The organism is Coriobacterium glomerans PW2 (assembly GCF_000195315.1).
In the GTDB taxonomy this organism is placed as follows: Bacteria; Actinomycetota; Coriobacteriia; order Coriobacteriales; family Coriobacteriaceae; genus Coriobacterium; species Coriobacterium glomerans.
In genome coordinates, this window is record NC_015389.1 from 1,138,751 (window position 1) to 1,163,015 (window position 24,265).

General features: G+C 61.4%; 24 protein-coding genes. 1 reads left to right on the forward strand and 23 read right to left on the reverse strand.

The features are described from left to right. Nucleotide 1 precedes the first annotated feature (1 nt). The 23 genes from CORGL_RS05050 to CORGL_RS05160 all read right to left on the reverse strand — a co-directional run bounded on the left by CORGL_RS05050 (nt 2) and on the right by CORGL_RS05160 (nt 23,009). On the reverse strand, nt 2–1,669 hold the full coding sequence (locus tag CORGL_RS05050) for a ribonuclease J (RefSeq protein WP_013708839.1): 1,668 nt from the start codon (nt 1,667–1,669) through the stop codon (nt 2–4). A gap of 150 nt (nt 1,670–1,819) precedes the next feature. Continuing rightward, the gene (locus CORGL_RS05055; RefSeq protein WP_013708840.1) at nt 1,820–3,472 is read right to left on the reverse strand and encodes a DNA repair protein RecN; all 1,653 of its coding nucleotides are present in this window, start codon (nt 3,470–3,472) and stop codon (nt 1,820–1,822) included. Next, nucleotides 3,462–4,322: an NAD(+)/NADH kinase gene (locus CORGL_RS05060; protein ID WP_013708841.1), complete on the reverse strand. Its 861-nt coding sequence runs from the start codon at nt 4,320–4,322 to the stop codon at nt 3,462–3,464. The genes CORGL_RS05055 and CORGL_RS05060 overlap by 11 nt, the downstream gene beginning before the upstream one ends. Further along, complete coding sequence (locus CORGL_RS05065; RefSeq protein ID WP_013708842.1) at nt 4,319–5,122, reverse strand: TlyA family RNA methyltransferase; 804 nt, start codon at nt 5,120–5,122, stop codon at nt 4,319–4,321. Before CORGL_RS05065 ends, CORGL_RS05060 begins: the two co-directional genes overlap by 4 nt. Before the next feature lie 9 nt (nt 5,123–5,131). Then, the gene (locus CORGL_RS05070) at nt 5,132–5,419 is read right to left on the reverse strand and encodes an exodeoxyribonuclease VII small subunit (protein WP_013708843.1); all 288 of its coding nucleotides are present in this window, start codon (nt 5,417–5,419) and stop codon (nt 5,132–5,134) included. Beyond that, nucleotides 5,391–5,987 carry a transcription antitermination factor NusB gene (nusB, locus tag CORGL_RS05075; protein WP_013708844.1) on the reverse strand — a complete coding sequence of 199 codons (597 nt, stop codon included), beginning with the start codon at nt 5,985–5,987 and terminating at the stop codon, nt 5,391–5,393. Before nusB ends, CORGL_RS05070 begins: the two co-directional genes overlap by 29 nt. 3 nt (nt 5,988–5,990) lie before the next feature. Next, nucleotides 5,991–6,347 carry an Asp23/Gls24 family envelope stress response protein gene (locus tag CORGL_RS05080; protein ID WP_013708845.1) on the reverse strand — a complete coding sequence of 119 codons (357 nt, stop codon included), beginning with the start codon at nt 6,345–6,347 and terminating at the stop codon, nt 5,991–5,993. A gap of 15 nt (nt 6,348–6,362) precedes the next feature. Continuing rightward, on the reverse strand, nt 6,363–6,926 hold the full coding sequence (gene efp, locus CORGL_RS05085) for an elongation factor P (protein ID WP_013708846.1): 564 nt from the start codon (nt 6,924–6,926) through the stop codon (nt 6,363–6,365). 93 nt (nt 6,927–7,019) lie between these two features. Further along, the gene (locus tag CORGL_RS05090) at nt 7,020–8,150 is read right to left on the reverse strand and encodes a M24 family metallopeptidase (protein WP_013708847.1); all 1,131 of its coding nucleotides are present in this window, start codon (nt 8,148–8,150) and stop codon (nt 7,020–7,022) included. 39 nt (nt 8,151–8,189) lie between these two features. Next, a complete protein-coding gene (locus tag CORGL_RS05095; protein WP_041738623.1) occupies nt 8,190–9,296 on the reverse strand; it encodes an iron-containing alcohol dehydrogenase in 1,107 nt (368 codons plus the stop codon). Then, nucleotides 9,293–9,826, reverse strand: a complete 534-nt coding sequence (locus CORGL_RS05100) for a shikimate kinase (RefSeq protein ID WP_013708849.1) — start codon at nt 9,824–9,826, stop codon at nt 9,293–9,295. The genes CORGL_RS05095 and CORGL_RS05100 overlap by 4 nt, the downstream gene beginning before the upstream one ends. Nucleotides 9,827–9,833: 7 nt before the next feature. Next, the gene (locus tag CORGL_RS05105) at nt 9,834–10,334 is read right to left on the reverse strand and encodes a YqeG family HAD IIIA-type phosphatase (protein ID WP_013708850.1); all 501 of its coding nucleotides are present in this window, start codon (nt 10,332–10,334) and stop codon (nt 9,834–9,836) included. Then, nucleotides 10,331–11,362, reverse strand: coding sequence for an endolytic transglycosylase MltG (gene mltG / locus CORGL_RS05110; protein ID WP_013708851.1), 1,032 nt, complete (start codon nt 11,360–11,362; stop codon nt 10,331–10,333). The genes CORGL_RS05105 and mltG overlap by 4 nt, the downstream gene beginning before the upstream one ends. 330 nt (nt 11,363–11,692) lie before the next feature. Then, a complete protein-coding gene (ruvX, locus tag CORGL_RS05115) occupies nt 11,693–12,115 on the reverse strand; it encodes a Holliday junction resolvase RuvX (protein ID WP_013708852.1) in 423 nt (140 codons plus the stop codon). Beyond that, entirely contained in the window at nt 12,112–14,769 is a 2,658-nt protein-coding gene (alaS, locus tag CORGL_RS05120; protein ID WP_013708853.1) for an alanine--tRNA ligase, read from the reverse strand. Before alaS ends, ruvX begins: the two co-directional genes overlap by 4 nt. A 146-nt stretch (nt 14,770–14,915) precedes the next feature. Further along, a complete protein-coding gene (locus CORGL_RS05125) occupies nt 14,916–16,292 on the reverse strand; it encodes an AI-2E family transporter (protein WP_013708854.1) in 1,377 nt (458 codons plus the stop codon). Further along, nucleotides 16,289–17,077, reverse strand: coding sequence for a SigB/SigF/SigG family RNA polymerase sigma factor (locus tag CORGL_RS05130; RefSeq protein ID WP_013708855.1), 789 nt, complete (start codon nt 17,075–17,077; stop codon nt 16,289–16,291). The genes CORGL_RS05125 and CORGL_RS05130 overlap by 4 nt, the downstream gene beginning before the upstream one ends. A 1-nt stretch (nt 17,078) precedes the next feature. Then, nucleotides 17,079–17,465 carry an ATP-binding protein gene (locus CORGL_RS05135; protein ID WP_013708856.1) on the reverse strand — a complete coding sequence of 129 codons (387 nt, stop codon included), beginning with the start codon at nt 17,463–17,465 and terminating at the stop codon, nt 17,079–17,081. Beyond that, nucleotides 17,455–18,063, reverse strand: a complete 609-nt coding sequence (locus CORGL_RS09390; RefSeq protein ID WP_013708857.1) for a DUF948 domain-containing protein — start codon at nt 18,061–18,063, stop codon at nt 17,455–17,457. The genes CORGL_RS05135 and CORGL_RS09390 overlap by 11 nt, the downstream gene beginning before the upstream one ends. Nucleotides 18,064–18,164: 101 nt before the next feature. Continuing rightward, on the reverse strand, nt 18,165–19,553 hold the full coding sequence (locus tag CORGL_RS05145) for a replication-associated recombination protein A (RefSeq protein WP_013708858.1): 1,389 nt from the start codon (nt 19,551–19,553) through the stop codon (nt 18,165–18,167). A gap of 209 nt (nt 19,554–19,762) precedes the next feature. Continuing rightward, nucleotides 19,763–21,013, reverse strand: coding sequence for a deoxyguanosinetriphosphate triphosphohydrolase family protein (locus CORGL_RS05150; protein WP_013708859.1), 1,251 nt, complete (start codon nt 21,011–21,013; stop codon nt 19,763–19,765). Between the two features lie 104 nt (nt 21,014–21,117). After that, nucleotides 21,118–21,573: a prepilin peptidase gene (locus tag CORGL_RS05155; RefSeq protein ID WP_156789809.1), complete on the reverse strand. Its 456-nt coding sequence runs from the start codon at nt 21,571–21,573 to the stop codon at nt 21,118–21,120. A gap of 5 nt (nt 21,574–21,578) precedes the next feature. Beyond that, entirely contained in the window at nt 21,579–23,009 is a 1,431-nt protein-coding gene (locus CORGL_RS05160) for an ATP-grasp domain-containing protein (RefSeq protein WP_013708861.1), read from the reverse strand. 262 nt (nt 23,010–23,271) lie between these two features. Here CORGL_RS05160 and CORGL_RS05165 point away from each other — a divergent pair, with 262 nt between their 5' ends. Then, entirely contained in the window at nt 23,272–24,264 is a 993-nt protein-coding gene (locus CORGL_RS05165; protein ID WP_013708862.1) for a PTS sugar transporter subunit IIB, read from the forward strand. The last annotated feature ends 1 nt before the right edge of the window (nt 24,265 follow it).

The window sequence follows — 24,265 nt, forward strand, 5'->3', positions numbered from 1 at the left end:
GCTAGACCTCCATGACAACCGGGATGATCATCGGCCTCGTGTGCGTACGGCTCCAGATGAAGTTGGACAGCACATCGCGCACCGCCTTGCGCAGCGCGTCGGTGCCGCTGTTGGTGTAGTTGAACGACCCCTTCTCGATCGAGCGCATGATCGAGGCGGACGCATCGGCCGAGAACGAGTCATCGATCGTGAAGGAGACCCCTCGACCTGAGAACTCGACGGCATCGATGCGCTTGCTTCTGAGCGATACGATCGCGACAACTGTGACGGTGCCGTCATTCGCGAGCTTCTGACGATCCCTCAGCACGATCGGGTCGGTGTCGCCGATGCGAAGACCGTCGACATAGACCACGCCCGATTCGACCGAGGGGCCGACGCGCACCGAGCCGTCGCGCATCTCGAGAGAGTCACCGTTGTCGAGGAGAAATATCCGCTCATCTGGGATCCCGAGCCTGCGCGCGAGATCGGCGTGCGCGCGCAGATGCACCGTCTCGCCGTGAACGGGCATGAAATGCGTCGGATGCGCCATGGCCAGCATGAGCTTCAGCTCCTCTTGGCTGCCATGCCCGGAGACATGCACGAGCTTCTGCGATTTGTCGTAAACCTCGCAGCCGAGCTTGGCCAAACTGTTGATGACCTGCTGCACCGCCTTCTCGTTGCCCGGCACCGGCGTCGCGGAAATGATCACGGTGTCGGTCTCGCGGATCGAGAGGGTCTTGTGCTCGCCGTTTGCCATGCGCGAGAGCGCGGAGAGCGGCTCGCCTTGAGATCCGGTGCACAACACGACGATCTTGCTGTCCGGAATGCCCGAGACGTCGTATGCGTCCAAGATGTCCCGCGCGTCGATCTTGAGGTATCCCAGCTCTCGTGCGACACGAGTGTTCGTGAGCATGGAGCGGCCCGTGACGACGATCTTCCTGCCGCAGGACCGCGCGGCATCGCAGACCTGCTGCAGGCGATGGATATGCGAGGCGAACGAAGCGACGAAGACGCGACCCTGAGCCTCTTTGATGACCTCGTAGAGCGCCTCGCCGACCGCTGCCTCAGATTTCGTGAACCCGGGCATGTTCGCATTCGTGGAATCGGAGAGCAGAAGATCGATTCCCTCCCCGGCGAAGCGATTGATGAGATCGAAAGCGGGTCGGACGCCGTCGATCGGCGTCTGGTCGAGCTTGAAGTCGCCCGTGTGCATGACGTTGCCCTGAGAGGTCTGGATGAAGACGCCGAAGCCACCGGGTATGGAGTGCGTCATGGAGAAGAAGCTGACCGATATCCCCCCGAGCTCGATCTTGTCGCCGCTGACGACCGGGCGAAATCTCGGTGATTTGATCTTGAACTCAGCGAGCTTGCCCTCTATCAGACCGAGCGTGAGCTTACTGGAGTAGATGGGCACTTTGTTATTCAGATCCTGGAGCAGATAGGGAAGTGCTCCGATGTGATCCTCATGTCCGTGGGTTATCACGATGCCGCGAAGCTTGCTCTCATTCTCGAGAACGTAGGTGTAGTCCGGAAGGACGAGATCTATTCCGGGCTGAGAATCATCGGGAAACATGAGTCCCGCGTCCAGAAGGACCATATCCGGCCCGCATTCAAGGACCGTCATGTTCTTGCCGATGCCATCGAGTCCGCCCAAGGGAATGATCCTCAAAGGTTGGTTCTTTTTTGCCATAACGTGCGTACGGCTCCTCTCGCATAGATTGGTATTGCTTTACACGCAGCACAGCTGCGGAAACGTACCGTAGGAAAACACAGTTGTATGAAATTATAGACGATGAGGTAGCGAATGGGCTCTCGCGGGCCCAGTACCCACAGGAACACCTCAGCACGCGCTTGGCGACCCCTGCGAGCGCTGCGCATCATGAAGCATCTGACGCGCATGGGAAAGCGAGGCGTCGGTGGCGTCGCCAGACAGCATCCGAGCGATCTCGCGCACCCTCGTCTCACCTGTCACCTGCGTGAGAACGGTCACGGGCTCATCGGTGCCTTGGCGCTCCACGACGTAGTGAACCTCGGCGAGCACGGCGACCTGAGCGACATGAGTGACAACGATCACTTGGTGGGTGCGGGCGAGATCCGCCAGAACCTGTGCGAGCGAGCGGGCGACGGCCCCTCCGACACCCGCATCGACCTCATCGAAGACGAACGTGCCCGCTTTGTTCGCGTCGCCGAGAACGACTTTGCAGGCGAGCAGGACACGCGACAGCTCTCCGCCTGAGGCGATCTTCCTGAGAGGCCTGGGCGTGAGGCCGGGTCCGGTCCGATAGAGCAGCTCGCAGGCGGCGGGACCGGACTTCGTCCACCGCTCGCGCGGCAGCTCGCGGGTCTCCCAGACCAACTCGGATGAGCCCATCTCGAGGCGGGCCATCTGCTTTGCGACCTCGCGGCAGAAACGCGGGGCGAGCTCGGCTCTTCGGCGCATGAGAGAGCGCGCTGCCGCTGTGAGCGAGGCCTCTGCCTGATCGCGCGTCTCGCGCGCCCGCGCGATCTGCGCCGCACCGTCGTCGACCAGACCGATCAGCTCGAGCGCCTCGTCACGACGAGCGAGGACGTCGCTCATACGCGGACCGAACCGCCGCAACAGACCCTTGAGCTCAGAGAAGCGAGCCTGGCTGCGTTCGAGCTCACGTGGATCGAACTCGATCTCATCGCGATATCTTCGAAGATCGGATGAAACATCCTCAAGTGTGATGGCGGCCTCTGCGAGCGCGTCGGCGTGGGTTCCGAGCGTCGGATCGACCTGGCGCATCCTTTCCAGCTCGGCGATGGCTGAGTTGAGCCCATCGAGCGCCCCCTGCTCGTCGGAGAGCATCGCCTGCGCCTGGTGCGCGCATCCTGCCAGGGTCTCCGCGTGTTCGATTCGCGGCAGCGACTCCTCAAGCGTCTCGAGCTCGTCGGCTCCCGGATCCACCTCGTTTATGCGCTCGAGCGTGAAGCGCGCCTCATCCAGACGCGATCCGCGCGTCCTGATCGCGGCCTCGATCCGATCGAGCTCGCAACGAGCTGATCGAGCCTGCTCGAGCGCGGCGACGTAGGCGCTTCTCAGCGGCTCGATCTCACGGGAGGCCCACGCGTCGACCATCTCGACATGGGTCGCCGCATCGAGCAGCCGTTGATGCTCGTGCTGTCCGCACAAATCGATATGCGAAGCAACGCGCTGCGTGAGCGCGCGGACGCTTGAGATCTCGCCATCGAGTCTGACGCGGCTGCGACCGTCAGATCCGATGCGCCGACAGACCGAGACGCCCTCGATGTCGTGCGGATTCAAAAACAGACGCCCCTCGACCGATGCGCTGCGCTCCCCTTCTCGCACCATGGAAACGTCGGCGCGCTCGCCCATGAGCAGCTTGAGTGCTGAGAGCAAAGCGGTCTTGCCGGCACCGGTCTCGCCGGTCAGCACCGTCAGCCCGGTGCCCGGAACGAGTACGGCGTCGCGGATGAGAGCAAGATTCTCCACGTGAAGCTCATCGAGCATTGTTCACTCCGAAGAACACGCGTGAGACCGAGTTATAGAAGCTCTCCGGGCCGTAGTCGAGCAAAAGAATGTCACCTGGACCGCGACGCACCGAGACATGATCGACCGTGCCATCGGCGGTGACGAACTGACCGTCGATCGCGATGGCGGGAACGGTCGGCCGCTCCTTTGACATGGCGATCTCCACGATATCAGATGGTGATGTCAAAAAGGCGCGAGCCTGAATGGTGTGCGGCGCGATGGGAACGCAGACCATACCCGTGTAATCCGGGCTCACGATCGGCCCGCCTGCAGATAGCGCGTAGCCCGTGCTCCCCGTCGCCGTCGAGATGACGACCCCGTCGCCGCGCAGCCGGTCGATGTGATGTCCCGAGACGGTTATGGCGAACTCGACCATGTCCGACAGCGGGCCCCGCGCCAAGGCGAGGTCGTTCAGTGCGAACGTGTGGACCGTGTCGATCCCCCCGTCATCGCGCACGGACACGACATCGCATGCCAGCGTCGCCCGGCGGCTCACATGAAGCTCTCCGGCGAGAGCGTCTTCGACCACGGCCAGCACATCGCGATCCTTCGGGCTCGCGGCCGTGAGAAAGCCGACATGTCCGTAGGAGAGTCCCAGAATGGGAATCTCGCGGTAGTTCACGATGCGCGCCGCTCGCAGCAGCGTCCCGTCCCCGCCCAGAGAGATGACGAGATCGCAACCTTCGACGTCGGCGGGAGCGAACGCCGCATCGCGCTGATCGGGAACCCAGCTGACCTCATAGCCCTGCCTATTGAGCCACAGCTCGAGCGCCAGACCGCTCCGCGTGGCCTCGTCATTGAAATAGTTGGGAACAAGCAGTATCTTCATATCTCGCCGATCTTTTGATGGAGCTCGTTCAGTCGGCGCTCCACAGCATGCGGATCGCCCATCGTTAGCATAGCGCGATCCCCGAGCAAAAAGAACTCCCGGTTCCCCTTCGCGCCCTTGATCGGAGATGCGCACACCTTGATCGGCAAGAGCCCATGCTCGACAAAGAGCGTCGCGGTGGCATGAAGGACGCGACGGTGCACATCGGCGCGGGTCACGACGCCTCCTCGGCCCACATCACGAGAGACGGCCTCGAACTGGGGCTTCACGAGGGCGAGAAACCGACCCCGGTCAACGAGCAGCTCCACGGCGGCATCGATGATGTTTCGAACGCTTGTAAAGGAGACGTCGCACACAGCGAGATCACAGCTCGAGCGATATCCCAGCTCGGGCACGTCGATGACATTGGTTCGCTCGAGGAGCTGAACGCGCGGATCGCCTCTGAGCGACCAGTCGAACTGCGCGCGTCCGACGTCGATGGCGATGACGCGCCTCGCGGCGCGCTTGAGCAGACAATCGGTGAATCCGCCGGTGGATGCTCCGATGTCGGCGCATGTCAACCCCCTGGGAGAGACGCCGAACTCGTCGAGGGCGCCGGCGAGCTTGATGCCGCCGCGGCCGACATAGGGCGCTCGCCGCCTCACATGAAGCTCGATGCCGGGTCGAACCATGCGCCCCGCTGAGACCAAGCGCTCACCTCTGCTTGAGACGATGCCGGCCATGAGCATGCGCAGGGCGCTGTCCCTGTCGGGGCAGAGCCCCCGGGCGACCATCTCGTCATCGAGGCGCACCCGCTTCATCGTCGGGCGCTAGCTTCGAGGTGCATCGGCCGCCGTCGCCTCGGGCGGCTCAACGGAAGCGCGCTTCCGATCGGTGTCTTCGCAAGACCGAGCGGCGTCCGCGGTGAGATCGGCGACCTCGCGATCGCTCAGCTTGGAGGTATCGACCATCTCGACCGCTTTGGAGCCCAGCGCGATCGCCTCGTCGAATAAGTCGAGGCTGCGCTCAAGCGAGGTGTCCTTCGAACGCACCTGGCCTATGATCTCGTCGAGCCGAGCCGTGATGTCATCAAATGAATGCGTCGGAGTCTGCGCCATGTTGTCCGTCACCGCCCTCGTCGGGATCGCACCCGACCGCGCCTTCGGGGTCCTCGCCGCAGGAGCTCCCGTCATCTGTCTGATCGGCTGCGTCTGCGGCCCCCTCAGAGGTTTCGGAAGACGACGCGCGCGTCAACCTATCGGCGTCGGGCAGCTCCTCGGCACGCGAGATCTCTCCGAGAACGCCATTGACAAACCCAGCGGACTCGTCGGTCCCATATGCCTTCGCGATCTCAACCGCTTCGTTGATGACGACAGCATCCTCGATGGGCTCGTCCGCCAAGCGCATCTCATAGATGGCGAGTCGCAAGAGATTGCGATCAGAGCCGGGCATGCGGGACAGCTCCCAGTTCTGGGAGACGGCGCACAGCGCCGAATCGATGCGATCGAGATGCGCGTAGCATCCGCGGACCAGCTCCAGCGCGTACGGCTCGAGAGGCCCCTGCGATAGGAGGTAATCGCCCTCGAGGACCTCATCGAGCGAACACATCAGCGCCTCAGCCTGAAACAGCAGCTGGAGCGCTTGGCTGCGAGCAAGCGTGCGCCCGCGGTTCACCTTTATGCTCACGCGCTACTCCTTGGGAAAGACAAGGCCGTCGATAAAGACATCGACCCGAGAGACCTCGACGCCGACCTGTGCGTCGATGACGCGCACCGCTGCCTCGCGGACAGCGGCAGCCAGATCCATGAAAGGGTATCCGAAGAACACGACGATGCGCACGATCAAAACAAGCCGCTCGCCCTCGACGACGGCCTCGACAGGCGGCATCGACGCAGGAGCCTTCGTGAACATCGATACCAGGTTCGTGGCAAGGTCTCTCACCCCCACCGAGGCGACGCCCTCGACCTCCTCGACCGCACGCGTGACGATCGTCTCCAGCACCTCTGGCGCGATACCTATACCCGCGATACAGATCTCCTCAGACATCGATCTCCTCACCTCTCAGACGCGTGAGACGAACTTGCCGTCGCGCGTATCGACTTTGATAACATCGCCCTGGTTGAGATACATCGGCACTTGAATGAGCGCCCCCGTATCGATTGTGGCCGGCTTCGTCGAGCCCTGAACGGTGTCCCCCTTGAACCCCGGATCGGTCTCGGTGATCTCCGCCTCGATGAACATGGGAGGATTCACGCCCATGAGATCGTCATCGGCGAAGAGCAGCTGCGCGGTATCGTTCTCACGCAGCCATCTGGCGTTGTCTCCCACGAACTCCGCGGAAACCGGGACCTGCTCGAAGGTCTCGTTATCCATGAAGATATAGTCGCCCGCATCGTGATAGAGGTACTGCATCTCCTTGGTGATGAGCTGTACGCTTTCGAACTTCGTGCCCGCGTTGCAGGTCTGCTCGACCACGCGGCCCGTGCGAATGTCCTTCGTCTTGTAGCGGACGAACGCGCCGCCTTTGCCAGGCTTGACATGCTGGAACTCGACGATCGTGCATATCTTGTCCTTTATGCGCAAACCGATGCCGTTTTTGAAATCGGCGGTGGAGATGCTTGCCATGTAATACCCTTCTGACGAGCGAGCGAAACCTTGATCAACATCGACAGCAGTATACTCTTTCAGACTGCACCGCAGGACAGCTCCGTCAAATCTCTAGCAGTCGATGATCTGGAGCTCATGCGGTGAGGCCGTGAAGGGACGATACCCTTCTTGGGTGACGACGCCGAAATCCTCCAAGCGCACGCCGCCGCGATCCGGCAGATACACGCCCGGCTCGACCGTGATGACCGCGCCAGCCTCCACGAGGTTGCTCGAGCGACCGAATACGGGTAGCTCATGGACCTCGATGCCGACACCATGGCCCAAGCTGTGAGCGTAATAGGCACCGTAGCCCGCCTCGTCGATGATCCTGCGAGAGAGCTCGTAGATATCCCGACCGTCGACGCCGGCGCGTATCGCGCTCGCACAGCTCTCATGGGCGAAGCGCACCAGATCGTAGATCGCTCGCTGCTCATCGCTGGGCTCTCCCAGACAGATCGTGCGCGTCATATCCGAGCAGTAGTCACGATAGGTCGCACCGTAATCCATGAGAACGAGATCGCCCTTGCAGACCACGCGATCGGTGGGAATGGCATGCGGATTCGCCGTGTTGGGACCAGAGGCGACGATCGAGGCGAACGCGAGGCCGTCGGCGCCATTGCTGAACATGTTGCTGTCGAGCTCGATGCGAATCTGTTTCTCGGTGAGACCGGGCTTGATGAATTCGAGCATATGTTCGAAGGCGGCATCGGTGATGGATTGGGCGCGGGCCATGAGCTCAAGCTCACTTGGATCCTTCACGGCGCGCATGAGACGCAGATCCGCATGAAGGAGGGGCAGCTGAATCGCCAGCGACGCATCATCGATAGCGCGCAGCAGCGCGCCGTGAAACGACAGCTCCATCGAGTCCTCGATGGCCACGGTGCGGCAGCGCCCGCTCGCCGCGCGACGCTGCGCCCAGACCGAGGCGGGAACCGCGTCCATGTCGATCTGCCAGGGACTGGACTTCGGCATGTGCTCCATGAAGCTGTTGAAATAGCGCGAATCCGTGTGAAGGTAAGCTTTCTCGCGGGTTATGAGGGCGACGTGGGGAAGCTCCCCGGTGAAGTCGAACACGTCTGTCGCACCTGTGAGCCAGCGCAGATTCGCCTCATCGCGAATGAGGATTCCATCGTAGGCGCGCTCATCGAGCATGGCGCGCACGCGCGCAAGGCGCTGCTCGGGACCATATTCTTTCTCTGACATGCCATCTCCTTATTTCATATCGCTGTTCTCGATGCGAGATCAACCTTTAACCGAACCAGACGAGCGCGATTTCAGAAACGCTCGAACATGACGCTCGAGAACATCCGTATCGACCGCAGTCAAACGAATTGTACCCGGGTTGCGAGGCAAAGCGAAAAGAAATCTGTTCGAATGAGCAGCGCTCGTCTCGGTGAGCGCCTCTAGAAACATCGCCTCATCGAAATCGATGCGCAACTCCGCAACACCCAGTTCCTCGAGATAATCATCCTGCGCGAACACATCGTCGATATCGAATTGGGTCACCTCGTGAGCGAGGCGCGCTTCAAATCGCATGCCCTCGGCGAGCAGCGCATAGTCCGCGACGTCGCCACCTAGACATCGTCTGAGAGCGCGTGCGCAGGTCAAACCGTATGATCGCGCGTGACGCGCAGAGGGGTTCGAAGCCTTGGCCACCGCCAGCCGAGACGACTGGGCTGAGATCAGCTCATCGGCGATCGCGATCTCGTCGCGATTCAGAATGGGGCGAATCTGCTGACCGAAACGCTCCCAAGACAATCGGCTGCCGAAGATCGCCGAGCGAAGCAGCGCCACATAGCCGGCTCGCACGGATTCAGCGGGCGCCCCCACAACATAAGCGAGATCGCTCAAGACCAAGGCCGGCGAGGGCTGCAAGAAGACCATCTCCCGCGCATGAGCCGTATCGAGCGCGCGCATGGAGGTCGCAGCGGTGACCATCGCATCGAGCGTCGTAGGAATGAGCAGCGCCTGCGTGCCTCCGCACCAGAGCGCGGCGCAAAACGAAACGATCGAGCACAGATCCGCATCGCCGTAACCGATGATCGCGTCATCCACGTTGATCTTGGCCTTCGCCAAGGACTCGAACACGGAGCTGGCCTCAGCGACCGTGGGGATGCGCTCGCCTTCGCTCAGCTTGATCGACACGGGCTCGATACCGAGATCTCGAAGCTCCTCGCATACCGAGGCGAGCGAATCATCCGAGATGTCGGGATCATAAAGGATCAGGGCTCGCCGCATCTTGCCCATGACAGAGCGAACCATGCGGTTGATCTGCTGGAGCGCCCCGATCCCGACACGGTAGTCCACGGTGATCGAGTCACTCGTGAGCAGCTGACGTCTGATGCTCAAATGAGACCACACTCCAAAAGTTGATTTGCGCATTCAAAACTGACCTGCTGAAATGTTCGTCCGCGAATGTCGACGCTGAGATCGGCGGCGGCCTCGTAGAGCGGTCTGCGGTGCTCGAACAGATGCGCCGCATGGGAGCATGAGCGAAAATCCGGTCTCGATCTGCGCGATTTGATCTGGCGAAGCGAGTCCTTGAAGTCTCCATCAAGAAAGACGCAGTATCCCATCTCGTGCATGAGCTCGATATTTTTCGGCGTCTCGACGATACCGCCGCCGCAGGACACAAGCAGGCTCCGCTCGCGCTCGAGCGATCTGAGCACGTCGGTCTCCAAGATCCGGAAGGCTCGCTCCCCCTTCGTCTGAAAGATCTTCGCGACGCTTCTTCCCGCCCGCTTCTCCGCGAGCCGATCCGTGTCGACGAAGCGACGGCCGAACATGCGTCCCAGATTCCTCGCAAGCGTGGACTTGCCGGAACCGAGAAAGCCGATGAAGAAGATATGATCGCACCCGCGCTTGGGGAACTGAGGCATAGCGCAGCTACACCTCGCACACTCGGTTTTTGAGGATGCGCTTCTCGAGGAGACGAAATATCCTCGTGTACCACAGATCGATCTTCGTCTGCGGCTTGACGAGAATGGTGTCGACCCCGGCGATGTTTCCGGCCCACACATCGGTGCATATCTGGTCGCCGATCATGACCGCCTCGCGCGCGCTCACGTGGAGCCGGGCGAGGGCGCGCATCAAAGCGATCGGAGCGGGCTTCATCGCGCACGGAATCGCCTCGAGGCCCAGCTCGCATGCCGAGATCATGACGGCGGAGCGATGCCAGTTATTCGAGATCACGCACACCCTGAAACCGAGGTCGCGTGCCTTGTCGAGCCATTCGACAACGGAATTCGGGGCGCAGGTGGCACCGAACGGAACGAGGGTGTTGTCGCGATCGAGCAGAAGCGCTCGCTTGCCCTCGGCCCGCAGGGCCATGAGATCCACTCGATCGACGGAAGACACATAGCGCGCAGGCGACAGGACGCCGTTCATGGACGTGAATCCTGATACTCTTGAGCGAACTGAGCGAATTCGGAGTCATCCGAGGTGAAGCGATGCGTTTTGGCACCCCAGCTCGAAAGCACGTAGTACAGGTAGTCCGTCTTGGCCGGCCTCAGCGCCGCGCGGATGGAAGAGATCGACGGCGAACAGATCGGTCCGGGGGGCAGCCCATCGTGTTTGTAGAGGTTGTAGGGAGATTCGATGCCAAGATCTTCGCTTGAGACCGCTTGGTTTCCTCCGCCGCGCGCATAGACGATCGCGGCATCGATCTTGAGTCTCATCGGTTTCGCAAGTCGATTGTAGATGACGCTGGCGACCTTGGGCCGTTCGGTATCCTCGGCGGTCTCTCGCTCGACCAGCGATGCCATGGTGACGATCTGTCGCGCGTCAAGCCCGTTGGCGCCCTTGTCGAGATCAAGATCCGCGGTCTCCGCTTTGAACTGATCGAGTAGCGCTCGGATGATCTGATCTGCCGTGGGCTTCTCGGTGAACGAATAGGTCTTTGGATACAGATATCCCTCCAGGGAATCGTCATAGGCATTCGCGAGGAAGGAGTAGTCGCCGACATAGTTGGATGCCCTCGCCTGAGCGAGAAAATCGCTTCGGGCGATTCCGAAGGTCTCCTCGACCTTGGCAGCGGTCTCCTTCACGGTCAGGCCCTCTTGGATGACAAGCTTCACACCTTCCACGTTGGATCCGTGCGCGAGCGTCTCTACGACCGATTTCAGATCCTGTCCGGTGACGAAGCTGTACTTGCCGGGTTTAAGCTGGGTCTCGACCATCTGGCGCTTCACCTCCGCCTCGAAATCCGTCGCGCTTTCAATCACATGATCCTGCTTGAGCAGGGATGCGATCTCTGTGCCGGCCGAACCCTGCGGGATGGTGATCTCCACGGGCTGTCCGGAGGCGACCGATGACTCGGGTGCCACCCAACCGAGGTTCGCGAGTCGCGGAAGGATCAGCAGCGCACCCGCGGCGATCACGCCGACGATCGCAACGATGGCGACGATGGACGGCACGGGCGAGACCCGCCTGCGCCTCCTGTCGGGATACCGGGCGCCGCTCGCGCCGCGACCCGGATTTCGCCGGCCGTCCCTTACCTTGTATGAAAAAGGTTGCGAAACTCTGCTCTGCTTCTGCGCGGGAGCTCGGTGCTGCGCCGGACTTGCACCCGATCTGTCGCAGCGATTCTGCCTACCCGATCCATGACCGGTCTCATCGATCACAATGCCCCCCTCTGATGCAGAAAACACAGCAATTGTATCGTATCGCATACCAGCAGCTCAACCGAGCAGTGTTCGTTTCATGCAGACGTGCAGCAGCAATGCTCGCATTCTGAGTCGAGGCGCTCATCGTCCGGTCCGGTTCCTCCTGTCAAGCCACGTCTGGAGAAACAGGCTCGCTGCGATCATATCGAGCTTGCCGCGCATCTCGCGCTCCGTGCACCCTCGCTCCCGAAGAATCCGCTTCGCCTCGCGCGAACTCATCCTCTCATCAACGAACGCGACAGGCAGATCGGCCGCCGAACCGATCGCCTCCGCCTCAGCTCGAATTCGCTCGGCCTGTGGTCCGAGCTCTCCCGCCAGGGTCAGCGGGCTTCCGCAGACGAGCATCTCGGGCTCATATTCGGCTAGGACATCGCGAAAGCTCCGCGCGAGCGAGACCACCTCGATAGCTGGCAGCACCTTCACGGGCAAGGCGACGCGCCCGGTGGCATCGGATACGGCGATGCCGCATCTGACCTCGCCGATATCGATCGCGAGGGCGATCATCGACGTTCAAGCAGCTCGGTGCGGGCCATCGAGAGAGCGGCATCTATGCCCCCGGTCTCTTTTCCACCCGCCTGCGCCATTGCGGGCCGGCCGCCGCCGCCGCCGGCGATCTTCGGCGCGATCCGCTTGATGAGAGCTGCACCGTCGAATCCAGCATGAACGGCATCTTCGTCTCCGGCTGCGATCAGCACAGGGGTCCTTTTGGATGTCGCTCCTGCTAGAACAGCGGCGACCGGACCGTCGCTTCTCTTGCGAATCGTATCCCAGGCACCCCGAAGATCCTGCGGATCCAGTCCGTCTATGCGCGCGACAACGAGCGCGTAGCCTCCCGCGTCGACAGCCTCTCCGATCGCACGGTCGATCGCATCGGAGGTGTCTCCCACGAGAGCGCGACGCAGCTTGTCGGAGGTCTCGCGAAGACTTCTTTCGAGCGCGGAGACCCTGGCGGGGACATCCTCGGGGCGCACGCGCAGCTTCTCGGCCGTCTCATCGAGCAACGCCAGTCGTCTTCTGAAGAAGGAACGTGCGCCCGCCGAGCTCACCGCCTCGATGCGGCGGGTGTTCGTTCCGACGGAGGATTCCGACAGAATCTTAAAGATTCCCAGCTGGGATGTGGTATGAGCATGCGTTCCGCCGCAGAGCTCGCGTGATGCCGTGCCGCAGGAGACCACCCGGACCCGAGATGAGTACTTCTCGGAGAACAGCGCGAGAGCACCTGAGGACTTCGCCTCCTCAAGATCCATGACATCGGTTGCGACCGGCAGATCTTCGAAGATCCAATCATTCACCCGATCCTCGACCGCAGCGAGCTGATCAGCCGTGCAAGCCGAGAAATGAGTGAAATCGAATCGCAGCCGCTCGTCGTCGACGAATGAGCCCTCTTGGGCCACGTGCTCGCCGAGAACGCCGCGAAGCGCTGCATGAAGCAGATGCGTCGCCGTGTGATTGCGTCGAATGCGCTCGCGACGAGCGACATCGATCTGCGCGATCACCGTGTCTCCGACAGAGAGGCGCTCCGCGCCGACGCGACCCACATGGGAGCACAGGATCCGCTCGCGCCATTCCGTGCGCTCCACGACGAAAGCCGTCCCGCCGTCGGGTCGCAGAAGCGTTCCCGTATCGCCGATCTGTCCGCCGCGCTCCCCGAAGAAGGGCGTGCGATCGAGGACGATCTCGGCAACCTGATCCGCTTCGACGGCATCGACGGATCGATCCTCGAGTATGATCGCGACGATGCGGGCCTCGGCCTCATAATTGTCATAGCCCACGAAGGCCGTGGGCGAAATCGTATCGGCAAGACCGATCCAGACGCTGTCGAAGCTCGACCAGGCGACATCTCGCACTTGAGCGCGAGCGCGCTCGCGCTGTTCGGTCATAGCGTTATCGAATCCCTCCTCATCGATGCTGATGCCGCGATCGCGTGCGATCTCGATCGTCAGATCGATCGGAAAACCGAACGTATCATGCAAGGTGAATGCGACTCGGCCATCGAGTGTGTCTCCGCGCGCGAGTCCGGCGAGCGCATCCTCGAGAAAGGCGCTGCCGTTGTCGATCGTTGCGAAGAAGCGCTCCTCCTCGCTCGCCAGAAACGACACCACCAGATCGCGGTGCTCGATGAGCTCGCTATAGTGGGGCCCCATGGTCTCGATGACGCTTCGCGCGAATCGACTCAGAAACGCGCCTTCGATACCGAGCAGACGGCCGTGCATGACGGCACGGCGAATGAGACGCCGAAGCACGTAGCCGCGTCCTTCGTTGGAGGGTCGAATTCCATCGGCGAGCATGAACGTCGCCGCGCGAGAGTGATCGGCGATGATGCGCAGTGAGCGGGAATCGCCCTGATAGGACAGCGGATCGTAGGCGCGACCGGATATCTCGACACCGAGCGCGATGAGCCCTGAGAGCACATCGCCTTCATAGTTTGAACTCGCGTGCTGCACGATGGCGGCGACGCGCTCTATACCCATGCCCGTGTCGAGATTGCGATGCGGCAGCTCGGGCATCGATCCATCGGCCTGCCGGTCATAGCGCGTGAAAACAAGATTCCAAAACTCGAGGTAGCGGTCGCACTCGCACCCGGGGGCGCACGTCGGGCTGCCGCAGCCGAAAGCCTCCCCCTGGTCATAGTAGATCTCCGAGCACGGGCCGCACGGGCCGGTCGGCCCCGCAGCCCAGAAATTGTCTTCGGCACCCAACCGGGAGATATGATCCTCGCTCACTCCGAGCGCGCGCCAGATCTCATGAGCCTCTTCATCCTCGTCAAAGATCGTGAAATGCAGTCGATGCGGCGCAAGCTTGAGAACCTCTGTGCTGAACTCGTACGCCCACGCGCAGGCCTGCTCCTTGGTGACCCCACCGAATGAGAAGTTGCCCAGCATCTCGAAGAATGACAGATGGCGACCGTCCGATCCGATGATATCGATATCGGTTGTTCTTATGCACTTCTGGCACGAAGCCGCACCGATCTCGCGCATGGTCTTCTTTCCGAGGTAATACTGCTTGAACTGATTCATTCCGGCATTTGCCAGCAAAAGAGATGGGTCTTCGGGAAGCAGCGAGGATGAAGGTACGACCTTGCAGCCCCGCCGCTCGAAGAAATCCAGAAACGACGCGCGAATCTCAGAGGTGCTCTTGGGCGGAGTAGGTGCAGCCACGATTATGATCCTTCCCTGATGAGGATTTCGAATACGAGACGAATACGGGCGAGCTGGATACCCACCAAGCAGAAAGAGTATACACTAACCGCCGAAACGAACCGAACCTGTGTTGCGATGGGTTCGCGCGCAGATCAATGTCGGGATCAATGACGATCCGGGTCCTTTCGATCCGGCGTCGCCTCAGCGCCGGGTGACGATGCGACATCCGCCGGTAAGGACGAACAGCCGCTGCCATCCTCACCGCGCTTCGGCGATCCGCTCCGCGATGCAGCGCGCTTCTCAGCCAGAAACTCCATCTCATCAATAAAGCTATCGTCTCCGAGGGCATCGTAGGCGGCAACCGGCTGGCCATCGGCGTCTCGAAAGGGACGCCCCTTGAAGATCGCACCATCAGGTGAGATGAGCGCTCGTTTCGTCGATCCCTCGAAATAGAAAATGAACAAGCCCTTCAGAGCGGCGCACAGCGGGATCGCGATGACCATTCCGAGTGCGCCCATGAGGGCGGAACCGGCCACGATGGCTGTCAGGCTCATCGCAGGATGGACCTGAACGGCGGATTGCATGATCTTGGGCGAGATGACGTTGTCGGTGATGTTTTGCGACACGACCGCGACAACGAGAGTCCACGCAGCGAGGGCCGGACTGTAGAAGACCGCGATCAGCGTCGCGATCGAGCAGGAAACCCAGGGCCCGACGACGGGCACCAGATGAAACAGGGCCGCAAGCACCGCCATGAGCGCGGCATAGGGATGGCCGATGATCAAAAAGCCCGCATAGGCTAGCACGCCATTGATGAGCGAGGTGATGACCATGCCGCGCATGTAGCCACCCACAGATCGCGCGATGATCGCGATCATGAAATGGTAATTCAGCTCGTGACGCTCACCGACGAGTATGCCGATCTCCCGGTGAATTCGAGGATAGTCGCGTGCGAGCCAGTAGGCCAGCACGAGCCCCAAAAAGAAGATGAACAGCTGCCAGGCGAACGCCGAGATAAACGGAAACACACCTTCGCCCACATCGCTGGCAACCTGTCGCATATACGACGACGCCACATCGGCGAGCGAACTCAGCGCCATATCGAGCTGCGAGGCCCATGCGGACTGCGAAAGCGACCTGAACTCCTGAGATACGCTCACGACCCATTCCCCGAGCGATCTCAGCTGCTCGGGAAGCCTCGTCAATATCTCTAACGACTGCTGGGCGAAGACGGGCACGAGAACGACCCCGATGCAGATGACCACCGCGGCGATGACGAGCAGGCCGATGAGGGCGCCGATGCCGCGGGGGACCCCCTTTCGCTCGAGCGCGCGCACCATGGGCGAAGCGATGAACGCAACAAGCGAGCCGACAGCCAGAAACTCCACGACGGCGGCGAGAACCCCGAGGACGCGCATGACCGCGACAGCGATAACGATCGCACCAACCGCGATCCACACGCGCAGAGCGATTCTGCGCTCAAAGGGCAGATCTCCCCTCGGGGTTCTCGCCGCACATGAACGCAGCCCATCGCTTATCACTGACTCATGACCCCTTCCGGATCGATGCGATCTTGGATCTTCTTCAACGTGCGTCTGAGCAGGCGAGAGACCTGGACTTGAGATATACCGAGCTGCTCGGCGATCTCGATCTGCGTCATGCCCTTCAGAAACCGCAGGTTCACCACTTCGCGCTCGCGAGGTGAAAACGATTCGAGAGCATCCTCGATGATGAGACGGTCATCGGTGAACGACAAGACGTTGTCATCTATGGCGTAGCGGTCGATGATGGAGGGCGCGTCATCATTCTCCGAGCTGCCGGTGCCTTCGAGTGGCACGGAGCTGTATGCCGAGGAGGACTCCATCGCTTCAAGGACCTCATCGACGGTCGCATCGAGGTACTCTGCGATCTCCTCGACCTTGGGCGAGCGCTGCAGCTCGGTCGTGAGCAGATCGGTCGCCTGATTCACCTTTGCGGACAGCTCCTGCAGGCGACGCGGAACCCGCACGCTCCAACCCTTGTCGCGGAAGTGCCGCTTGATCTCACCCAGAATCGTCGGCGTCGCATAGGTCGTGAACTCGAGTCCGCGTGCCGGTTCGAAGCGATCGATCGCCTTGAGCAGCCCGAGATAGCCGACTTGCATCAGATCATCGAGCGGCTCGCCGCGATTTTTGAACTTGTTGGCGAGGAAACGGACCAGATTCATATGCGACATGACCAGCTTCTCGCGGGCGTCATCGTCGCCGTCCTCCTTGTACCTGCGAAAAAGCTCATGGGTCTTCTCTTTATCCCAAGCTGTTTTGCCCCTCGCGGCTCTCTCGGACATATCAGACATCCGCCTTGAGTTCGAGCTGAAGAGCAGCCGGATACTCACGTTTGACGTAGGAATCCGGCACCGCCGTCAGGATGAGATCCGTATAGACCGCCGTGGGTCCATGCGCATCCAACGAGGAGAGATGCACGTCACCGAGTTCGAACGTCATGCGAACCCGGCTCTGATCGACCTCGAACTCAATGATGAGGCGCGCACCGGGCTCACAGGAACAGGCATAGATGAACGCCTCCTCCGCCACCATGCGGATATCCTCGATGCGATCAACCGACATCGACGACAGCATCGCCACGTTCGCCGCTGTCATCCGAACGAGTCTGGCGAAGCGCGGGTCGGCGTGAACTTCAAGTGATATCGGCATATTCGGACAATCACAGCTCATATGAGTTCTCCTTGTCATGTCCCACGGAGATCTCCTCGAAATATGGGAAGTCCGGATGGGCGGCTTCACGATATGTATAGTAGCGGCGCTGCGCCATGTGCTTCGGTGTCGTCGAGCTCGAGCGCATCGAGCTGTCACAGCAGTGCTTCAAGGCTCGCCCATCATGCAAGCAGGCGGAACCAGAGCGGCCCTTCGAGGATCCCGACCTCCGATCGAAGAACCTGTGCACCGCATCGGATGCAGAGACGGTGATACCGCTCACCGCGCTGCTCGCGTTCGCCGCGGCCCCGCTCACAGCCGACACATCGCGCACGATCGCCTCGACTTCGATCAGATCCGCCGAAAGCGCCTCGGTCGCCATGTTCGCGGATCTGATCAGCGGCTCGATCTGGCCGAGAGCAGGCTGCAACGCCTCGACCGTGGTGTCGAGGCGTCGCATGAGCGGATGGACCTCCTCGATGACGTCGGTGATCTCCTCGACCGTCCGATCGATCGACGAAATCGTCGCGCGCGCGCGACGGATGGTGAGCGCGACCTCAGAAACCGCCCAAATACCTGCGCAGACGAGCACAATGAGGACTATCTGTATGGGACCCATTTCGCCTCCCAGCATGACGCGGCACGACGAATCCCTGTGCCGCTGCAACCATATGACGATTCTAATAGTACCCGAAGCGGGCGGGATAATGCGGCGAAGCCTCAAGAGGTCTCAATCACGTCGTTTTCCTCGGGGGTGTCTGAATTCGCCGACGCATGGGAGCTCCGGCCACCTGAAAGCTCGACGCGCCACTCCTCCCATCCGCGCCCGGCAGATCTGAAGAACGTCCCCCTCTCGAGACCCTCGGGGAGATAGCGCTGATCGACATAGCCCTCCGGGTAGCTGTGCGGATACAGATAGCAACCGTAGTTCTGCGATCCCGGTCGATGCCGGTCGCGCAGGTGGCTCGGACACGGGCGCCGTCCGCCGGAGCGGATGTCAGCCAGCGCCGCATCGATCGAGGCGAGAGCGGTGTTCGACTTCGGAGCAAGCGCGATGTAGAGCGCGGCCTGAGCGAGGTTGATCCGGCATTCCGGGTACCCGATCGCCTCGGCGGCCTTGAATGCCGCATGCGCCACGAGCAGGGCCTGCGGGTCAGCGTTGCCAACGTCTTCAGAGGCGGCGATCATGATGCGCCGCGCGATGAATTTCGGATCCTCGCCGGCGTCGATCATGCGAGCGAGCCAATAGATTGCTGCATCCGGATCGCTGCCGCGCATGGATTTTATGAACGCGGAGATGACGTCGTAGTGCGCGTCCCCGTCTTTGTCATAGGACAGACCCGGGCGCGGATTCACCATATCCACGTCATCTCGGCCGATCTCGATGACGCCCGCGTTCGTATCACCGTCTTGTCCTTGACCCTCTGAATGCGTCAGAGCGATCTCGCTGGCCAGCTCGAGCGTGGTGAGTGCGGCGCGAGCGTCGCCTGCGGCCATCAACGCGATCGCGTCGACGGTCTGCTCGTCCGCAGCAAAGCGACCCGCCAGCCCCCTGGGAGAGCCGAGGGCGCGTCTGATCAGCGCGCCGATCTCCTCATCTTGAAGGGGTTTGAGTTCGACGATGCGTGAACGCGAGAGCAGCGCGGAGTTGACCTCGAAGAATGGATTCTCAGTCGTGGCGCCGACCATGACCACCACTCGATCCTCGACCGCGTGAAGCAAGGTGTCCTGCTGCGATTTTGAGAAGCGGTGTATCTCATCGATGAACAGGATCGTTCGACGATCAAGCGACAGCAGGCGGCGCTTGGCGTCCTCGATCGCGCGACGCAGATCCTTCACGGTTCCAGACACGGCCGAGACCTCGATGAACTCGCTTCTCGTGTTCATCGCGATGATGCGAGCGAGCGTCGTCTTGCCGACACCGGCGGGTCCGAACAAGATCACACTCGACAGGCGATCGAGCTCGATCGCCTGTCGAAGCCAAGAACCCGGGCCGACTGCCTCGCTTTGGCCGACGAAATCTGCGAGCGACGATGGTCGCATGCGAACAGCAAGTGGCGCGTCTCGTCGCGTCTCATCCGACTCGACTGCTGTGAAGAGCGTATCCATGTCCACCATTGTACCAGTCATCAACGAGAGGCCGCGGAGCTCGCGCGCTGCACCGGAAGAAGACACATCCGGAGCTCAAGTTGGCTCGACCGCGCTCGAGAGCACCGACTTCACGGTGAGCCGCCCTCATGGCGGGAGCGTTCACGCACCTCGATGGCGCTGTTGCACAAAGCAGATGCGCGCTGCGATAACCACGGACGCGCCGACGCTCACAGATCGCGGATGTAGGTTCGGCGCGGGAAGCACAGATCGGGAAACAGCTTTGTCGCCAACTCGGTGAAATAGCCGTCGGTCATGCTCGCGATATAGTCGACCACGGTCTGATCCGGATCTCTTCGCCAGTCATAGTGGCGACCGTAATGAGACAGCGCGCTCTCAAGACGGTTGATATGATGACGAAAGATGTAGCTGGACTCGTTCTCGTCGAGCAGATCGGCGAGAAATTTTTCGTACATGAGCTGAAACGCTCGAGACAGAACTTCAGAGCACTTGCCCTCGACCCCGCTCGCGCGATAGATCTTCTCGTAGTTCTCGGCCTTCGCGCGGCGGATCTCACAGAACAGCGCCTCGCTCATCTCGATGCGATCCCTGCCGTAGCTGTGCTCGATGATGTCAGCCGAGGCGTGCGAGAGAATCCACGAGTTGTACGCGCCCCCCAGCCCGTCCTCGAATGCATCCTCTTCGAGCAGACCGGCGGCGATGGCGTCCTGACGATCGCGACCCACATACGCGATGATGTCCGAGATCCTGACGACGCAGGCCTCCAGCGTCATGGGCCGGAGCCGAGAGAGGGCGGCCTCCCCCGTGGTGCGGCAGGCCTCCACCGCGCGATCGAGTCCCTCGAAGTCAGAACGCTCCGACAGCTCGAACACCCGCTGCTCGTACTCTCCGTTGTGACACAGAGCCCCGTCGAGCGTCTGCAGGGTGAGATTGCGCCCGTAGAGCACATCGAGCACGCGAACGGATTGCACGTTGTGCAAGAACCATCGACCGCAGTGGGGCCGGTACACCTCGTTCAGACATCTCTCGCCGGCATGACCGAACGGCGTGTGCCCCAGATCGTGTCCCAGGCCGATCGCTTCGATGAGATCGGTGTTGAGTCCCAGGGCGTATCCGATGTCGCGCGCGATACGTGCCACGAGCTGCACATGCAGGCCGCGTCGCGACAGGTCGTCGTTGCTCCTGAATGAAAAGACCTGAGTTTTGCCCGCATACCGGTTGTACGCGGGGATATGCATGATCTTTTCGACGTCGCGAACATAGGAGGGCCTCCACGCGCTCATCGTATCGCGGTCGCGCCGGTGGCGGCGCCGCGCGTCGACATCACGAGAGCACAGGGGGTTGCGCCAGCCCTGAGCTCTATCGCTCAGCATGCGCTTTACCAAGCCGTCGGACAGGGAGTCCGGAATCGTCGCCATGCGTCGACGCACTGCCGATCGATTGCTCGCTTTATAGCTCATCTCAGGCCTCCTCTTTGATGCGCTGCATGCATCATCGCACAGCGCGGGGACGAACGCGAGGCGCGATGGGATTCGCGTCAGGGCCCTCAGGGCGAACGCTCAGATCAAAAGAGGCGAAGCGCCGTTTCCGTGCATATCACAAGCAGGTAGGACAGGGCGAGAAAGGGAATAAAAGGCAAGGCACGCCGACCGAGCGCGACACCGGTGATCGCAAGCGCGACCAAACCGATCACAAAGGCGACAAATGCACTGAGCGGTCCGGCGAGCACGAGAGCGAACACGGCTTTGATGTCTCCGAAGCCGATACCGACCTCCGAGCGCCGAGAGCGCCAGAGGAGCTCGATCGCTGCGAGCAGACACAACGCGACAAGGGCGCCCCCCAGGCGCGCGAGCAGCATATCGACTCCTCCTGTTGCGAACGCATTCGCTGCTCCCGCTGCGGCAAGGGCGCAGGCGAGACCGTTGGGCAGCCGGCACCGCATCGCATCGATGCGCGCCGCGATACCCAGAAGCACCAACAGGACGACCTGCGCTGCGACGCGCGCCGGCGCAGCGGACAAGACGGTCACGATCGGGAGGAGCCCATGCCGAGGCCCTTCGCCGGACCATCGCTGACAAGGCAGCCCATGTTGAGCCTGCCGGCCGCCTCGCCGATCACAGCGTTCGTGCCGCAGCGGGTGAACACCCCCGAGAATCTCCCATCAAACAGGTACAGACCCTCCATGTTCATGTACATCTGCGGATCCGACCCGGCAGCCGAGCTGGCGCCCTCGACATTCATCGTGCTGTAGGGGCAGACGTATTCCTGGATCGTGCCGCCGGTGCGCGCCATCTCCTCGAGAACGGAGACCCACTGCTCATCGGTGCAATCAAGTCCCGCGCGAACGCCGATGCTGTTATATCCGTCACGCGGCTTGACGATCCATCTGATTCGATCGGAGAACCTGGTGAGATCGCTCTTCTGGTCGAGGAGATATGTCTCGGGAACGTGCTTTCGGACGAAATCAAGCTGCTCCTCGGTGAGGAACTCGGCGACATAGGGGTCGCGGAGCACCGAGAAGACCGTCTTGGTGGCACACGGCCATGAGCGAAACCCGCCGACGATCGGCACATGCGGCTCACGCGAGCACGCCATGAGCGCATCTGGTCCCGAACCGGGCTTCTCGAGCATCTCGGAGAGGACGGCGCGACGCCAGACGCAGTCGATCGGCCCGATCGCATCGCGCAAGACGCCGTTCTCGTAGCTCAGATCGCGTATATCGCAGAACCGCAGAGCGGCGCCGTGGTCGGGAAAAACGCGCGACAGAACCTCGATCTCCTCGGCCGCGATGCTTTCAGCGTAGTCGACCGCCGCGATCGTCGGAAACTCGACGTTGCCGGCGGCCTCGCGATAGCATCCGATGACCGTCTCGGCGCAGGCTCCGTACACATCGAACGCCGAGAGATCATGCCGCTCGGCGAAGCGCCTGCCCGTCTCGGTCGCCATGTATGCACGGCTCACCTCCTCGGTCACGAGCATCCCCGATGAGCCGTCGGTGTTCAGCTCGCAGAACTTGAAGTCCCCGGTCTCATCGTTCAGAAAGATATCCACGCGCGCGATCGGAAGCAGGCTTTCATAGCCGCAGGACAGCATCGTGAGCGCCTCGAGATCCGGCGTGAACCCGAACATCGAACGCAGAGTCGGATCATCCAGATAGCGCCGCGTGAGCTTATCCATGATGGCGCCCATCGTCTCGGCGATCCACGCGAGGTGACCCAGATCCCGCTTTGAGAATATCCTCGGGACGAAGCTCCACTGCACCGGACCGCCATGATACAGGGCGCCCGCGGAGACAAGAAACGAGTCGCCGGCCTCATGGGATCGCGCGTCTCCGTCAAGGCCTCGAGCGATGTCCAGATACTCCTGCTGAAGTCCGCGCGCGTCCAAGGGAGCGGCCTCTCCTTGCTGAGCCGCTATCGGAAGTGAGACGTGATCGAGTGCATTGCATGTGCGCATGGTAGCTCCTGACGCGTGTTGCGAGATCGCTGATGAGAACCGATCACTCGAAGCTCATCGGTACTCGCGCCGGTGAGCTTCGAGCATGAGTTCATTGTATACCCGAGCAAGCTCTGGGGGGCGCCCTCTCAGAGCGCTGCGATCCCGCGACGCGAACACTCATGAGCATTCACATCAATTGAATCTGACTCGTTGACCTGAGAATGGGTATGAACTCTGCTGTTGTGTTGGATATCAGAAGAAATAGAGGAGGTTATGTGTGATGGTCGGAATCGTCCTCGCAAGCCACGGTACCTTGGCAGACGGGATCAGACAGACCGGGTCGATGGTCTTCGGCGACCAGCAGGCCGTGGCATCGGTCTCGCTTGCCGCAAGCATGGGACCGGATGACTTTCGCAGCAAGGTCGAGGAGGCCCTCGCTTCATTTGATGATCGAAACGAGGTGTTGTTCCTCGTCGATCTGTGGGGCGGAACGCCATTCAATCAGATCAGCGCGATCTGCAAAGAGCATGAGAGCTGGGCTGTTCTCACCGGTCTCAATCTGCCCATGCTCATCGAGGCCTACTCCGCGAGGCCCGGGGCGGCCAGCGCTCACGCGCTCGCGGCCCATGTCGTGCAGGAGGCCCGTCGAGGCGTGCGGGTGCTGCCCGAGAACCTCGATGCAGCCGATACGAGGTCAAAGGGGCCTCAGCACGCACAGAAGCCATCCGGCGCTCAGATTCCGGAGGGAACCGTGCTGGGTGACGGTCACATCAAGTTCGTACTCGTTCGCATCGATACGCGCCTGCTGCATGGCCAGGTCGCGACGACCTGGACCAAGACTTCCTGTCCTGATCGCATCATCGTCGTATCCGACAACGTCGCCTCCGACGCGCTCAGAAAAAGCATGATCGAGCAGGCGGCGCCGCCAGGGGTGCGGGTCAACGTCGTTCCCATCGACAAGATGATCGAAGTCGCCCGCGATCCGCGCTTCGGCGACACGAAGGCGATGCTGCTGTTCGAGACACCTGAAGATCTGCTTCGAGCGGTAGAGGGAGGTCTCGATATCAAGAAGGTGAACCTCGGATCGATCGCCCACTCGCAGGGCAAGGTCGTTATCACCAACTCCGTCTCGATGGGTCGAGATGATGTCACCGCCTTTGAGGGGCTTCTCGAGCACGGCATCGAGTTCGATGCCCGCAAGGTGCCGAACGATTCAGCGGGGTCATTCAAGAACATGCTCAACAAGGCAAAATCCGAACTGCACCTGAGTTAGA

Coding starts and splice junctions, on each gene's coding strand:
- CORGL_RS05050 (WP_013708839.1), bottom strand. CDS start 1,669: ATGGCAAAAAAGAACCAACCTTTGAGGATCATTCCCTTGGGCGGACTC.
- ruvX (WP_013708852.1), bottom strand. CDS start 12,115: ATGATCGCCCTCGCGATCGATATCGGCGAGGTCAGATGCGGCATCGCC.
- CORGL_RS05105 (WP_013708850.1), bottom strand. CDS start 10,334: ATGAACGGCGTCCTGTCGCCTGCGCGCTATGTGTCTTCCGTCGATCGA.
- CORGL_RS05100 (WP_013708849.1), bottom strand. CDS start 9,826: ATGCCTCAGTTCCCCAAGCGCGGGTGCGATCATATCTTCTTCATCGGC.
- CORGL_RS05065 (WP_013708842.1), bottom strand. CDS start 5,122: ATGAAGCGGGTGCGCCTCGATGACGAGATGGTCGCCCGGGGGCTCTGC.
- CORGL_RS05165 (WP_013708862.1), top strand. CDS start 23,272: ATGGTCGGAATCGTCCTCGCAAGCCACGGTACCTTGGCAGACGGGATC.
- CORGL_RS05090 (WP_013708847.1), bottom strand. CDS start 8,150: ATGTCAGAGAAAGAATATGGTCCCGAGCAGCGCCTTGCGCGCGTGCGC.
- CORGL_RS05080 (WP_013708845.1), bottom strand. CDS start 6,347: ATGTCTGAGGAGATCTGTATCGCGGGTATAGGTATCGCGCCAGAGGTG.
- efp (WP_013708846.1), bottom strand. CDS start 6,926: ATGGCAAGCATCTCCACCGCCGATTTCAAAAACGGCATCGGTTTGCGC.
- CORGL_RS05150 (WP_013708859.1), bottom strand. CDS start 21,013: ATGAGCTATAAAGCGAGCAATCGATCGGCAGTGCGTCGACGCATGGCG.
- CORGL_RS05060 (WP_013708841.1), bottom strand. CDS start 4,322: ATGAAGATACTGCTTGTTCCCAACTATTTCAATGACGAGGCCACGCGG.
- CORGL_RS05055 (WP_013708840.1), bottom strand. CDS start 3,472: ATGCTCGATGAGCTTCACGTGGAGAATCTTGCTCTCATCCGCGACGCC.
- CORGL_RS05130 (WP_013708855.1), bottom strand. CDS start 17,077: ATGTCCGAGAGAGCCGCGAGGGGCAAAACAGCTTGGGATAAAGAGAAG.
- CORGL_RS05070 (WP_013708843.1), bottom strand. CDS start 5,419: ATGGCGCAGACTCCGACGCATTCATTTGATGACATCACGGCTCGGCTC.
- CORGL_RS05160 (WP_013708861.1), bottom strand. CDS start 23,009: ATGCGCACATGCAATGCACTCGATCACGTCTCACTTCCGATAGCGGCT.
- CORGL_RS09390 (WP_013708857.1), bottom strand. CDS start 18,063: ATGGGTCCCATACAGATAGTCCTCATTGTGCTCGTCTGCGCAGGTATT.
- CORGL_RS05135 (WP_013708856.1), bottom strand. CDS start 17,465: ATGAGCTGTGATTGTCCGAATATGCCGATATCACTTGAAGTTCACGCC.
- CORGL_RS05145 (WP_013708858.1), bottom strand. CDS start 19,553: ATGGATACGCTCTTCACAGCAGTCGAGTCGGATGAGACGCGACGAGAC.